This window comes from uncultured Paracoccus sp. (assembly GCF_947496875.1).
GTDB lineage: Bacteria > Pseudomonadota > Alphaproteobacteria > Rhodobacterales > Rhodobacteraceae > Paracoccus.
The window spans coordinates 19,782-33,619 of record NZ_CANMEH010000010.1; the positions used below are offsets into that span (position 1 = coordinate 19,782).

Consider the following 13,838-nt stretch of genomic DNA (forward strand, 5'->3'; position numbering starts at 1 on the left):
GTACTCCAAGGAGACCGCTAATGGACCTCATCGGCATTCACCACCTGACGGCGATCACTGCTGACGCGCCCGGAAACAACCGCTTCTACACCGAGGTTCTGGGGTTGCGGCGCGTCAAGAAGACCGTCAACCAGGACGATACATCGGCGTATCATCTGTTCTTCGCCGACGGGGCTGGGAGTCCCGGCACCGACCTGACCTTCTTCGACTGGCCGGTCGCGCGCGAGCGACGCGGGACGCATTCGATCAGCCGCACCGGGCTGCGGGTCGACGAACCCAGCCTAGACTACTGGCCGCGCGGCTGCGTGCCCATGGCCTGTCCGTGGGGCGAGATTGCGACGCCCGACACCCGCGAGAGTATCGACTTCGAGGACCATGAAGGTCAGCGGTTTCGGCTGACCGCCGACCAGCCGGGCGAAAGTTATCAGTGGGACCGCAGCCCGTTTCCGGCCGAGCATCAGATCCGTGGCCTCGGACCGATCACCCTCTCGGTCCCCGACCTGGCGCCTACCGAGGCGATGCTGACCCGGGTGATGAACATGCGGCGGGTGCACGACTACGCCAGCCCAGACGGCGAGGGCCGGGTGCATGTGTTCGAAATGGGCGCGGGCGGGCCCGCGGCAGAGCTGCATGTCGCGGTCCAGCCCGGGCTGCCCACTGCGCGCCAGGATGCTGGCGCGGTTCACCATGTCGCCTTCCGCGTCCCTGACGCGAACGCGATCCGTGACTGGACGGAGCATGTGGCGAGCTTCCGAATTCCGTCCTCGGGTGAGGTGGACCGCTACTATTTCCGCTCTCTCTATTTCCGCGAGCCTGGCGGCAACCTGTTCGAGATCGCGAGCGATACCCCGGGCTTTGCCGTGGACGAACCGTTCGAGACGATGGGCGAGGCGCTGTCGCTGCCGCCCTTCCTGGAACCCCGCCGCGCCGAGATCGAGGCCGGGTTGAAGCCGCTCGACTGAGCGGCGGCACGCACTCCGATAACGGCGCCGGGCGATCCGAAAACGCCCACCGCGCTCAGGGGCGGGTCGGCGTGACCCGCCAGATCGTGTTCGACAGGTCGTCCGCGACGATCAGCGCGCCGCGCGGGTCGACCGTCACCCCGACGGGGCGACCGCGCGTGTTGTCATCGTCGACCAGGAAGCCGGTCACGAAATCGACCGGATCGCCCGACGGGCGCCCGTCCTCGAACGGCACGAAGGTGACGCGGTAGCCGACGGGCGGGCTGCGGTTCCAGCTGCCGTGCTCGCCGATGAACACGCCCTCGGCGAATTGAGGCCCCATCTCGGGGACGGAAAACGCCACGCCCAGTGCCGCCACGTGCGAGCCGAGGCTGTAGTCGGGACGGATGGCAGAGGCGACCTTTTCCGGGTCCTGCGGCTGCGCACGCGGGTCCACGTTCTGGCCCCAATAGCTGTAGGGCCAGCCGTAGAACCCGCCGTCCTGCACCGCCGTCAGGTAGTCGGGGACGAGGTTCGGGCCGATCTCGTCGCGTTCGTTCACGACCGTCCACAGCTGCCCCGTTCCCGGCTGGATGGCCATCGCGGTGGGGTTGCGCAGGCCTGTGGCATAGGGCCGGTGCGCCCCGGTCTCGACATCGATTTCCCAGATCATGGCGCGGTCTTCCTCGACCTCAAGGCCGCGTTCCGTGATGTTGCTGTTCGAACCGATGCCGACGTACAGGAACCGCCCGTCGGCGCTGGCGGTCATCGCCTTGGTCCAGTGATGATTGACGGTGGACGGCAGTTTCGTCAGCGTCGTAGGCTCGCCGCTCGCCTGCGTCTGGCCGTCGGCATAGTCGAAGCGCACCACCGCGTCCTGGTTGGCCACGTAGAGCCCGCCATCCACCAGCGCCAGACCGTAGGGGGCATTCAGGTTTTCGGCAAATACCCCCTGGGTTTCGTAGACCCCGTCGCCGTCGCCGTCGCGCAGCAGGGTCAGGCGATCGCCGCCCTCGACTGGGCTTTTCCCCAAGCTCTTGATGAAGCTCGCGATGATGTCCTTGGGCCGCAGGGCGGGGGCGCCGCCACCCGACCCTTCGGCGACCAGAATGTCACCATTCGGCAGCAGGAGCGTCTGGCGCGGGACGCGCAGGTCCGTGGCAATGGGGGTGATCGTGTAGCCCTCTGGGACGGTCGGCAGGTCGTCGCCCCACATCGCCGGGCGCGGGACAACCATCGACGGCAGCAGTCCGCGGCTGGGCTCCGGCAACTGCGGGTCGGGGCCATAATCCGGCGGGGCAGGCTGCGCGGAGGCCGTGAGGGGCAGCGTCGCTGCCGCGGCGATCATCAGGAATCCGCGCATCATCCGATCTCCTCGCTGCTGCTGCCGGAATGGCCCACCCAGAAGGCCGCGAGCGCCAGAAGCGTCGCCACCACCGACAGCCACAGACCTTCGGGCATGGTCGCCCATGCATCCGCGGAATGAACGAGCGCATTGACAAGGCCCACCGCCCACGTCGCGAGCAGCAGGACGAAATAGATGATCGGGCGACGGTTGCGGCCCGTGCCGCCCCGGAACAGGTTGACCAGCGCCCAGAGCAGCGCCAAGCCGCCGACCATCAAGCCGCCCGCGATAAGCCACTGCGAGAAGTTGGACCACTGGATCTGGTAGGTCCGCCAATAGGCGATGTCGCTGACCAGCGCGCCGAGGAACAAGGGAAATGGAAACGCGAGCAGAAGCGCGTGCAACGGGTGAATCGGACGAAGCGGCCCCAGGTCGGACGTGAAAGCCAAGGCGTCTCCTCTCTCGATTGAACTTGCCTGGCGTCCTGCACCGGGCGCCTCCTCCCTGTGCGAACGCACCCGGGGCCTCTGCGGTTTCGCAACTACCGGGATTTCGTCGGGACTTGCAGCGTGCCCGGCTGCAGGCACAGGTGCCGGCGGTCAGCGACGATCCGCTGGGCGCCTGATCGTCGCGCACGGGACTGGCAGGTGTGGGCAGGGGGCGGGACCATCCAGTTCGATTCCGGCGAAACCCAGCAGTCCTCACGCCGGCGCCGACCCGCTCGCTCAGTTCGCGCCAGATATCCGATCGAACGGGACCCACTCGCACATGGCGGAAGGGTCCGGCCGTATCGCATGGCGACAGCTGCTCTGCCGGTTCCGGTACCTGATCACCCCGACAGCACCGCCGCGTCGAAACCGCCGTTGCGCCAGGCGACCAGCGCCCGATTCAGGGCGGGGCCAGAATGGCCATCCGCCTCGCCCTCGAAAAGCCCGGCGGCCGCCAGGCGCTGTTGAAGCGACACCAGGGTGTCGCGGCTCCAGTCCTGCCCCTGTTCGGCGAGTTCACGCAGCAGGCTGCCGTCGTCCGAGGCCACTCCCAGCAGGATCTGGACCGCCGCCTGCGACGGGTTGCGCGGAACGCCGCGGCCCTCGTCCAGCAGCACCGCCGCCGCGCGATGGCCGCGCGGCTCGCCCTCGCGTGCGGCGCGTTCGAACAGGGCGCGGGCATCGCCCGGAACGCCGAACTGGCCGTCCTGCGCCAGCACCCCCAGGTTGAAGGTGGCAATGGCAGAACCCGCCGCCGAGGCCTGCTGCATCAGGGCGATCCCCCGCGCGTGGTCGGCGGTGTCCTGCTGTCCCGCCCCCTCCAGCAGCGTCACCGCCAAGTTGATCGCCGCATCCGGGCTGCCGGCGGCGGCGGCACGTTCATACAGGGCGCGCGCCCCATCCGGGTCCGGCGCCACGCCGTCGCCGGTTTCCTTCAGCAGGGCAAGGCTGACCATGGCCCGCAGGTCACCCCGGTCTGCCGCGCTGGAATACAACGTCACTGCCCGTTCGCGCAGACCGGCCGCCGCGCAGGCCCGCGCCAGCAGGGCCTCGTATTTCGCCTGGCGCGGGTCGAGGCGCATCGCCGCCTCGCAGGCTGCCATCGCCTCTACCGCATTGCGGGCCAGCAGTTCGAAGGGAACGCCCGGGGTCGTCTCGGTGCCGTCTCGTGGATGGGTGGCCAGCAATTCGCAGCGCCGCGCTGGGCCGGGCGGCGCCTCGGACGACAGCTCGGCCAGCGTCCGGCGTGCCGCGGCGGCGTGCGGACCCTCGGGATAGCTGCCCACGTAGCTCTCGAACAAGGGCGGCAGCCGGGTGCGCTGCGCCAGCTGCCAGAGCTGCTCGCCGTCGTCCTGGTCGGGGCTCATGCTGCGGCGCGCGGTCATCAGATCGCCCGGATCGCCCGACAGCAGGGCCAGCACCTCGCCGACATGGGTGCCACCGGGATAGCGCTCGACATACAGCCGCAGCAGCGCGGGATCGACGGTGCGCGCCGCGACCTGGTACAGGATGGTTTCAGGCGTGGCGGTCGGCGGACCCGCGTCAAAGCGGAATTGCCGGGTCAGCGAGGAGTTTTCCCACGGGATCTGCTGCCCCCCAGTCCGCGCCATCACGTCCTTGCGCACCGAAATCATCATCTCGCTGATGTCCTGCGCCGGGGTCCTGATGTGGCTCAGCAGCGCTTCGGTGAAGGTGCCGTTGCGCCCCTCGCCGTCGAAGGCCACGGCGTCGGGCTGGGTCGCATAGGCGATCAGGAAATCCGCCGCGCTGCCGACGCGGGCAAGGCCATCGGCATCGGGCAGGCGCAGCGGGTTGTCGCGGCAGGCGTCCAGCAGCACGATCTTCAACCCCGGGGCCGCGGACATGATGTCCAGCACGCCGGCCAGCCGCACCGTCTGGGCGATCGCCTCCCCCGGCTGTGCCATCCGGAAGTCGAGCGGCACCAGATAGTTGCGGTCCGCGATCTGGAAGGCGTGCCCGGCATAGAAGAACAGCGCCACATCCGCGTCCCTGGCGGCGGCCGCGAAACCGGCGATCATCTCCTCCATCTGCTGCCGGGTGCGGTCGATGCCCAGCAGCACCTCGAAGCCGAGGTCGCTCAGCGTTGCCGCCATGTCGTTGGCATCGTTGACCGTGTTGTCCAGCGTCGGCACGCTGGCATAGGCGGCGTTTCCGATGACCAGCGCCACGCGCGGCGAGGCGGCGGCCTGTCCGCCCAGCAGCAGGACCGCGACGACGGCCGCGAAAACCGCGGAGAGGATGCGCCCGGGCCTACAGCCCGACCGCGCGTGCAAGCGTCGCATCGGCTTTTTCGACGGTGGCGAGGATGATGCCTTCCTGCCTTGCATGGGCCCGGGCCAGTTCGGGGTCCTCGACCCGCAGCAGTTCGATCTGCTTGACGATCTCGGTTCGTGCCGTGGCCATGACCTGGCGCGCCTCGGTCAGGGCCTGCTGGCGGATGGCCCGGCGCTGGTCGTCGGTCCGGGCGCCGGCAAGGCGGTCCAGGGCCCGGTTGCGCGCCACGCCGATATCCGCGCTGGCACGGCGCAGGATGGCCGACACCGTCTGCATCGACGGCGGCAGGTCGGCCGACAGCTCGTCCAGCGCGCTGGAATAGCGGTCGAGGGCGCGGGACAGGCAGGCCAGCATGTCCTCTGTCTGGCCTTCGTGCTGGCTGCAGGCGTCGATCATCGTCCCGACTTCCTCGGATACGGCGATCAGACGCGACAGACCGTCCTGCGGATCGGCAACGGTCGGCAGCCCGCGGCTTCCGGAGAGCTGGCTGGCGGGGGCGGCCGCGAACACGATCCGGTCCGGCGGATTGGGCAGGATGATCGGCGGGGCCGTCTGGGGCGGGCGTGCTTGATCCGATGTCGCGGGCGGGCGCAGGATCTGCAACGTCCCCGGCACATAGGAGATGATGTAGTTCGCCTCGGCGCCGCCATCCATCGCGGCGTCGGATGCGCGGATCGGATACAGGCCGGGTGGGCTGCCGGCGGTTCCGCCGCTGGTCAGCAGCACGCTGGAAATCCGGTCGAACGGCGCCAGCTCGCCGGAGACGAGGCGCCAGTCCAGCAGCGGCGTCAGGGGGAAGCGGCTGGCCGTGTCCTGCGCGCCAATGGTGATGCTGCGCGGCGTGACGTCGAGCGCGCCGGGCTCGTAGCTCAGGATATAGTTCCGGGTGACATCGCCGCCCAGGCCCGCGATCGCCGCATCGCTGGCGGTGATCGCATAGGGCGAGCCCGCGACCCATGCCCCTGCGGCGGCACCGTCGCTGGTCAGCTGCACCGACGAGAGGGCGTCTTGGTTCTGCAGTCCGGTGAGGGTCACGTCGGCAATCGAGAATCTGCGTTCGAGCCCGTAGGGCTTCGTCACGTCCCGGGCAAGGACGGTGAGGTCGCGCGGCGTGACGTCAAGTGCGCCTGGCTCATAGCTCAGGACATAGTTCGGGGTTGCATCGCCGCCCTGGCCAGCGATTATGGCATCGCTGGCGGTGATCGCATAGGGCGAACCTGCCACCCCGGCCGCTGCCGGGGCGCCCTCACTGGTCAGCCGAATTGCGGACAGGACATCCTGGTTCTGCAGTCCGGTGAGGGTCACGTCGACAAACGAGAATCTGCGTTCGAGCCCATAGGGCTTCGTCAGATCCCGGGCACGGATGGTGAGGTCGCGCGGCGTGACGTCGAGCGCGCCGGGCTCATAGTTCAGGACATAGTTCCGGGTGACATCGCCGCCCAAGCCCGCGATCGCCGCATCGGTGGCGGTGATCGCATAGGGCGAGCCGGCGACCCATGCCCCTGCGGCCGCACCGTCGCTGGTCAGCTGCACCGACGACAGCGCGTTGTCATACCGCAGGCCCGTCAGGGTCACGTCGGCGCTCGAGAAGGCGCGGGCGATCCCGTAGGTCTTCGTCACGTCGCGCGCCGCGACAATCAGTGGCGCGCGGTCGATCGTGAGGTCGGCCGCCGCCGCGACGATGTCATAGGTCAGCCCGCCCGGCGAGGTGACGGAGTCCGCGGTTCCGATCGCGTAGGTCCCGGCGTCCCGCGCGTCTGGCAGGCGAAAGATTCCCGCGACCGACGGCGTGTCGCCCGCCGCGGCGAAGAGGTAGCGGCCCACCCCCCGGACCGTCCCGGACGCCGCGGGCAACGCGTCGCCATAGGTCACCGTCACCGGGTCCGGCACCGCCCACAGCACGGGGTCGATGCTGTAGAGGCGAGGGTAGCTGCCGGTCTCGCCCGGCGCCCAGGTGGTTTCGAAGTCCCATCCCGCAGCGCGGACCACGAAGCCGTCGGTATCCTGCAACTGGGCGGTGCTCAGCGGGGTGCCGCCGGCAGAGGCCGACTGGCCGGTCGCGTCGCGGTCCCAGAACGACAGGGTCACCGTGCCGGGGGTCTCGCCGTCGTCGTCGGTGGCCACCAGGCCACCCTGCTGCAGCGACCCGGTTGCGCCGTCGGTGGCGACCGGCCCGGCAGCATAGGAGTTGGTGATGCTGCCCAGATTGGAGGCGACCAGCCCGGCGACAGCGGCAGCCCCGGTGCCGCTGAAAGTGACCGGCGCCAGCGAATAGGCATCGGTGATGTCGCCCAGGTTGGTGCCGACGAGCCCGCCGAGCGTCGAGGAATCGTCACCCTCGGCCAGCGTGGCGGTCACGCTGCCGGATGCGCGGGCCCGAGCGATTTCGCCGCCGTTCTGGCCCGCCAGGCCGCCCCCCAGCATCGGACCGTTCCCCGACAGCGCGACCGACGTCGTGGCATGAACGTCGGTCAGGGCGCCCGCATTGGTGCCGGCCAGCCCGCCGACCGCGGCGGCGGTCGGGAACTCGCGCAGGTCGGCAAGGCGCAGGCCAAGCGACCCGGTGGCAAAGGAGGCGGCGACGGTTCCCGGATTGGCTCCCACCAGCCCCCCGGCCTGCACGAGCCCCACGGTGTCCAGGTCGATGGCCATGTCGGCGGAGGATCGCGTGATCGCCCCAAGGTTCAGCCCGGCGAGCCCGCCCACGGCGAGCGCGCGGGTTCCCTCGGTCGGCTGCTGGGTGACAGTAATCGAACCGGCCGCCGAGACGGCGTCCAGCGTGGCGTCGTTCACCCCGACCAGCCCCCCGATGACCCAATAGCCGTCGCCCGTCTGGCTGATCACGCTCTGTGCCGTCGCATTGCGGACGATGTCCCCGCTGTCGGTCGATCCGGCAAGGCCGCCGATCACGGAAATCGGGGCCTCGGCACCCGTCAGTCCCTCGAAGGCAGAGGCGATGGTGCCGGCATAGCGGCTGGTCTCGATCGTCAGCCCGCCCAGGGAACTGCCCAGGACCCCGCCGACCAGAAGGTCGTCGCCCGACTCGAAGGCCTCACCCGACAGCGACAGCGCAACCTGCGATTCCACGTTGCTGATGCGGCCGTCCCCGAACGCCCCGGCGATTCCGCCGAAGGTGCTGCCGATCACCTCGCCCATGTCGGCCGTGATGCTGCCGGTGACGAGGATGTTCTCGATGACATTCGGGCTGTCCGCCGCGATGCTGCGGCCCACCAGGCCGCCGACGGTGGGTGAAAAGGCGTTGTCCGACCGCAGGTCGATGTCGAGCAGGCGCAGGTTTGCGATCGCGGCGCCACCGGTCACGCCGAACACCCCGCCCTCGCCGGCGAAGGTGGTCTGGGCGAGGTCCGTGATCGCATGGTTCGCGCCGTCAAGGCTGCCGCTGAACGGGATCTCGGACGTGCCGATCGGCCGGAACCCCGCGCCGAAGTTCCACCCGCGCGTGCCGCCGGCGGCAATATCGGCGCCGAGCGTGTAATGCGCGCCTGCGTAGCCCGCCGAGCCGATGCCCTGCAGGCCGTACAGGTCCGAGATCACGTAGGGGTCTGCGGGCGTCCCGGACCCGCCCGACGCGCGCAGGAAACCGGCGTCTGTGCCGATGCCAAAATCGGCGGCGGAAAATGCGGGCAGTGTCGCGGCGTTCTGCCACCATTCCGACGCGCCGGTCAGCCGGAAGCGGCGCTCAGCGGAAACCAGTCCGTTGCTCCCACTCCAAACCAAGTCTCCGCCGACGGTGATATCGCGCTTCGAGGTCATCGTCAGTCCGCCGGTGCCGCTCCAGCTCAGGGCGGCGTCAGTGGTGATGTCGCGCCCCGCGCGCAGCGACACCTCGCCCGGTCCGCCCCAGGACATCGGGTCGTTGATCAGAATGTCGTTCGAGGCGATCAGTTCGAGCAAGTTGAGGGCCGGACCGGTCGGGAAGGTGAACTCCAGCCGGGTGTCGACCACGATGTTGCCCACATCGTCGCCGTCGCCCTCGGTCGAGAGGATGTAGCGGCCCTCTCCCTCGAGCATCTTGGTGATCTCATCGACCAGGACGTGCGTGGGATCGTCCGCATTGAAGGTGGCCTCGTCGACAATCCGGAAATCCTGCGGGTCGAACAGCACCGCCCCGGGCTGCCCCTCGGGGGCGGCCAGGAACACGTCCGAACTGCGGATGGCCAGATCGCCCTTGCTGGAAATCTCGGCGAAGCCGCCATTCCCCCCCGCCGCGCCGCCGCGCACCGAGACGCTGCCGCCGAACCCGGTCAGCACGTCCGACCAGACGATGATCCGGCCGCCATCGGCATGGCCGATCCCGTCGGCGACGACGCGGGTCCCCGCATCCAGCAGCGTGGAATGCGCGGTCGGCAGGGACCCCTTGCCCTGGTAGTCGCCGCCGATGCGGATCAGGCCGCCGCCGCCGGTTCCGCTGGCATCCAGAACCGCGCCGGCCAGTTCGATCCGGTGGCCGGTGATGGCGATCTCGCCGCCGCGTTGGGGCTTTGCCACCGGCGGCGACGAGCGGGTCACCCGGGGGGCCGAGGGCGCCGCCACCTGGCGGGTGCCGGTGGTGCGAACCTTGCCGGTCACCCGGACCTTGCCGCCACCGCCGCCGCCCAGGACCACCCGGCCGGACCGGCCGGATACGGTGCGTGCCTCCGTCACCCCGGACAGGTTGATCGCGTTGCGCGCGGCGTTGCGGGCGGTCGCGGCCTTGATCTCGATGGTGCCGCCATCGGCCGAGATCAGGCCCCGCTGTTCGGCCAGCGCCTGCAGCTCGTCGCTCTGCTCGGGCGGCAGCGCCACCGACAGGAAGTCGTTGCCGCTCAGGTTCAGGGTGGCCCGCCGCCCCGCGCCCATGCCGACCGACCCCAGCGGCACCCGGATCACCCCGGAATTGCTGACCTGGCCGCCCAGCAGCGCCGCATAGCCGCCCGGGATGATGTCGATGCGGCCCTCATTCGCCACGCGTCCCGGCCGGTCCCCCGAAAACCGCAGCCGGCCGGCCATGAAATCGTCGTTGGTGATGTCCAGGGACGAGCCGACGAAGCCCCCGGTCGCGACCCGCCCCTCGCGGCCGACCACGATGCCATTGCGGTTGACCACGAAGACCTGGCCGTTCGCGCCCAGGAACCCGTCGATCCGGGTCGGGCGGTCGCCGGTCACGCGGTTCAGCAGCGCCGAGTCGCGCCCCGGCTGGTTCACCCGGACCGAGGCGCCCGCGCCGATGCCGAAGCTGGTCCAGTTGACGATGGCGCGGCTGCTATGCTGCTCGACGCGCATGTCGTCGGGGCGGGGGGAGGTGATGGTGGCCTTGCCGCCGACGATGCTGGGATCGGTGGGCAGTGACTGTGCGGCACTGGCGCCCGGGACCAGCGCGCTGCAGGCCAGCAATGCGGCCCACAGGCGCCGCCCCGATCTAGAAGCGGTAGGAGCTGACGATCGTGAAACGTTCCGGGTCATCCTGACCATCGTCCCTGTTCCCTATGCCGTATTCGAACCTGACGGATGCAGACGAATAGTTCGGGTCGCGGACGAGGTTCAGATCGACGCCAAGACCAAAGGAACTGGCACCGACGCGGGAGGCCTCGTCCGCGGTTGGGTTTTCCAGATCGACCGCCCCCACGGCGGCGAACAGATAGGGGCTGACGATCAGCGGCCGGCCGGCCCGCCGCACCGGGATGTTGCGGGCCACCTCGCTGCGCACGAACCAGCCGGAATCGCCGGTGACGGTTCCCAGGTCGAAGGCGGACAGCCCTTCGGTCGAGGCGATGCCGAACTGTTCGCTGGACAGCAGGGGCGTGCCGAACGAGGTCTGCGCCTGCCCGGCGAGGGTCAGGCTCCAGTCCTGACGAAAGCCGCGGTTATAGCTGAAGGACAGCTCCAGCTTCTGGAAATCCGCGTCCGCCCCTTGGCGCGACAGCGGCAGGTTCGGGGTCGCGTCGCTGGCCGACCGGGCGCCCAGCCCGTCCAGCCCGACCGACAGGGTCGACCCGACCCGGAACGCGCTGTTGTCCGACAGTTCCCACGTCCCCTCGCCGGTCAGGCGGAGGACGCGGGTCCGATCCTTGTAGAGCTGGAAATCGCCCGCGATCGTGTCCAGATCCTGCCGGTCGCTCTGCATGTCCAGCGCCGCCGTGACCGCGATGTTGCGCCGGACCGAGCGGACCACCGGATAGTACAGCCGGAACGAGAGCCGGTCGAAATCGGAATCCGAGGCGATGCCGTCCGTGTCGGGCCCCGTCCTGGAATTGGCCGCCTCGACCCCGAAGGTCAGACCGTCGTGGCCCATCGGAAAGACCGCGCCCCCGGCAAGGGTGCGCAGTTTCGGTCCGTCGCTGAAATAGCTGTCCGAGCCGAGTCCGGGGTGCCCGGATGCGCGGACATAGAACACCTCGCCCCAGCCAAGATGGTTGTTGAATTCCAGGCCCGAGCTGAAGTTCAGCCGCCCCAGATCCTTGGAAAAGCTGTTGTCCAGACCGAAGAAGCCGGTGATCGACCGGAATTGCGGGTTCAGGATCACCACGGTGCCGCCGGGGCGGGCGCCCGTCGACAGCGCCGAACCCAGCGCCACGCCGAACATGTCGCCGGCCAGCAGCAGCCGCCGCTCGATGTCCGGCAGGCGCAGCGACGGCCGGTCGACCAGCGGTGCGGTCATCGCCTCCAGCCGGGTGCGCAGCGGCGCCGGCGCCGAACTCGCGTCGACCCGTTCGACATAGCCGTTCACCACCGTCAGGCGCAGCGGTCCGCCATCTTCCAGCGTCTGTTCGGGTATGACGACGCGCGCCAGCACATAGCCCATGCGGGCATAGGCGGCCTCCAGCTCCGATGCGGCGGCAAAGATCTCGGACACGGCGATCCGCTTGCCGGTCAGCCGCGCCCGCAGGGCCGCGACCTCGGCGTCGCTGCCGGGCAGGGCGCCCTCGACCGCCACATCGGACAGCCGGATCGAAAGCCCTTCGGCCCCCGGCGGCGGCGCCAGCCCGGGCTCGCCGCTGAAGACCAGCAAGCCGGTCATCCGCTGCATCGGCGGCTGATAGCTGTCCTCGGTGATCTGCCCGGCGGTCTGTGCCAGCGCCGTGCCGGCCACCAGAGCCGCGACGGCAAGGCCCCCGAGCAGGGTCGATCGGGACGGGCGAAGACCGCTTGTCGCGAAAGCCACGTTACCTGCCTCCCCTCGCCTGTCGGTAACGCTGAGGTTACCACGATTCCCGCGCGGGGCATAATGTTTACTGGGCCATACGGGCCGTGGCGCACCCCTGGGCGGCCGGCTCAGCTCAGCGCCTGGAACTCGACGCGGCGGTTCTCGGCAGCCGCCGGCTCGACGGGGTTCGCCAGAAACCGCTTGCCCATTCCCAGGGCCTCGAGCCGGGACGCGGCGATGCCGCAATCCCGCATCAGCCAGCGCCGCACCTCCTCGGCCCGCAGCCGGGACAGGTTCTCGTTATAGCTGTCGCTGCCGAGCGCATCGGTGTGGCCGACGATGCGAAACAGGGCGATGTCGGACTGCCGCATGACCGAGCACATCTTCTCCAGCGCCGGCCTCTGGTCGGGGGCAATGCTGGCCGAATCAAAGGCAAAGCGGATGGCGACGTTGACCTGAAGCTCGGGTGCGAACTGGCCGAACGTCACGGTCTCGCCCGCAGCCTGGGCCGCAGCCTGTGTCGTGTCCCCGCGCGCCGCCTCTGCCACCGGCACCGTTGCGGGTGCGGTGTCGGGGGGCGGCACGACCACCATGTCCAGCCCGCGGGTCTTCTGACCGCCCAGCGTGGCGCGGTACATGTCCCGCTGCGCCTCGAAGCGCTGCAGGATCTGCTCCTCGGTCAACTCCTGTGCGGCAACCGGCACGGCGAGAAGGCAAAGGATGACGGATAACGCGCGACAACGCCAAGACACGGGAACCACCCTGAAAATCTGCGTCCCTATGAGGGTATTTTACGCTAGAATGCGCTTGGATTCAATCGATCCGTCCTGGTCGGGGTAGCGTCGCCTTGCCTGCGAACCATCATCCAGTGAATGGCGGGTCCGCATCGCGCGGATTGCGGGCCAGGGGGGCAGGGCTGACCCATCGGGGCCGGGTCCGCGCCGGCAATGAGGATGCGATCCTGGTCGATCCCACCGGCCGGCTCTGGGCGGTCGCCGATGGCATGGGCGGCCATGCACTCGGTGCCTATGCGTCCGAACGGGTGATCGACGCGCTGGACACGATCCGCGACGATGAGGAGGCGGCACCGGCGCTGGCGGCGCGGCTGGCCCGCGCCGATGCCGACATCCGGGCGCGGGGGCGGTCCGAAGGGGTGGTGACCGGCGCCACGGCGGTGGCGGTTGTTATCCGGGAGGGACAGGCGACCCTGGCCTGGGCTGGGGACGCGCGGGCCTATCTGCTGCGCCGGGGCCAGTTCGTCCGGCTGACCCGCGACCATTCGGTCGTCCAGGAAATGGTCGATGCGGGCAGGCTGACCGAGGCGGCGGCACGCACCCATGCGCAGGGCAACATCGTCACGCGCGCCGTCGGGACAGGGGCGCAGGCCGAGTTCACGGCACTGGCGCTGGAGGCGGGGGACCGGCTGCTGCTCTGCTCGGACGGGCTGACGCATGTGCTGCCGGACGCGGCCCTGGCCGAGGCGCTGCAGGCGACGCTGCCCGCCACCGCCCCCGAGGCGGGAACGCCGGCCGACGCGGCCTGTGCCCGGCTGCTGCGCCGGACGCTGGACGAGGGCGCGCCCGACAACGTGTCCGTCATCGTCATCGACATCATGGCGGCATGAG

The 13,838-nt window shown here is 69.8% G+C and carries 8 protein-coding genes; 2 read left to right on the forward strand and 6 right to left on the reverse strand.

Annotated features, from left to right (window positions below):
- Positions 1-20: 20 nt before the first annotated feature.
- Complete coding sequence (locus tag Q0938_RS12710) at positions 21-962, forward strand: ring-cleaving dioxygenase (RefSeq protein WP_299362891.1); 942 nt, start codon at positions 21-23, stop codon at positions 960-962.
- Between the two features lie 55 nt (positions 963-1,017).
- Here Q0938_RS12710 and Q0938_RS12715 read toward each other — a convergent pair whose 3' ends face one another.
- From Q0938_RS12715 to Q0938_RS12740, 6 genes are all read right to left on the reverse strand, one after another.
- Entirely contained in the window at positions 1,018-2,307 is a 1,290-nt protein-coding gene (locus Q0938_RS12715) for a sorbosone dehydrogenase family protein (RefSeq protein ID WP_299362893.1), read from the reverse strand.
- Positions 2,304-2,690, reverse strand: coding sequence for a DUF2231 domain-containing protein (locus Q0938_RS12720; RefSeq protein WP_299362895.1), 387 nt, complete (start codon positions 2,688-2,690; stop codon positions 2,304-2,306). Before Q0938_RS12720 ends, Q0938_RS12715 begins: the two co-directional genes overlap by 4 nt.
- Before the next feature lie 425 nt (positions 2,691-3,115).
- The gene (locus Q0938_RS12725) at positions 3,116-5,077 is read right to left on the reverse strand and encodes a caspase family protein (protein ID WP_299362898.1); all 1,962 of its coding nucleotides are present in this window, start codon (positions 5,075-5,077) and stop codon (positions 3,116-3,118) included.
- The gene (locus Q0938_RS12730) at positions 5,046-10,532 is read right to left on the reverse strand and encodes a filamentous hemagglutinin N-terminal domain-containing protein (protein WP_299362900.1); all 5,487 of its coding nucleotides are present in this window, start codon (positions 10,530-10,532) and stop codon (positions 5,046-5,048) included. Before Q0938_RS12730 ends, Q0938_RS12725 begins: the two co-directional genes overlap by 32 nt.
- Positions 10,489-12,231: a ShlB/FhaC/HecB family hemolysin secretion/activation protein gene (locus tag Q0938_RS12735; protein WP_299362903.1), complete on the reverse strand. Its 1,743-nt coding sequence runs from the start codon at positions 12,229-12,231 to the stop codon at positions 10,489-10,491. The genes Q0938_RS12730 and Q0938_RS12735 overlap by 44 nt, the downstream gene beginning before the upstream one ends.
- 110 nt (positions 12,232-12,341) lie before the next feature.
- On the reverse strand, positions 12,342-12,896 hold the full coding sequence (locus tag Q0938_RS12740; RefSeq protein ID WP_299362905.1) for an OmpA family protein: 555 nt from the start codon (positions 12,894-12,896) through the stop codon (positions 12,342-12,344).
- 164 nt (positions 12,897-13,060) lie between these two features.
- On the opposite strand from Q0938_RS12740, the gene Q0938_RS12745 reads away from it, so the two are divergent.
- Positions 13,061-13,837 carry a protein phosphatase 2C domain-containing protein gene (locus tag Q0938_RS12745; RefSeq protein ID WP_299362907.1) on the forward strand — a complete coding sequence of 259 codons (777 nt, stop codon included), beginning with the start codon at positions 13,061-13,063 and terminating at the stop codon, positions 13,835-13,837.
- The last annotated feature ends 1 nt before the right edge of the window (position 13,838 follow it).

Bases quoted from the DNA above. Each gene is read 5' to 3' on its own strand.
- Q0938_RS12725 (WP_299362898.1), bottom strand. From the start codon at position 5,077: ATGCGACGCTTGCACGCGCGGTCGGGCTGTAGGCCCGGGCGCATCCTC.
- Q0938_RS12710 (WP_299362891.1), top strand. From the start codon at position 21: ATGGACCTCATCGGCATTCACCACCTGACGGCGATCACTGCTGACGCG.
- Q0938_RS12730 (WP_299362900.1), bottom strand. From the start codon at position 10,532: ATGACCCGGAACGTTTCACGATCGTCAGCTCCTACCGCTTCTAGATCG.
- Q0938_RS12715 (WP_299362893.1), bottom strand. From the start codon at position 2,307: ATGATGCGCGGATTCCTGATGATCGCCGCGGCAGCGACGCTGCCCCTC.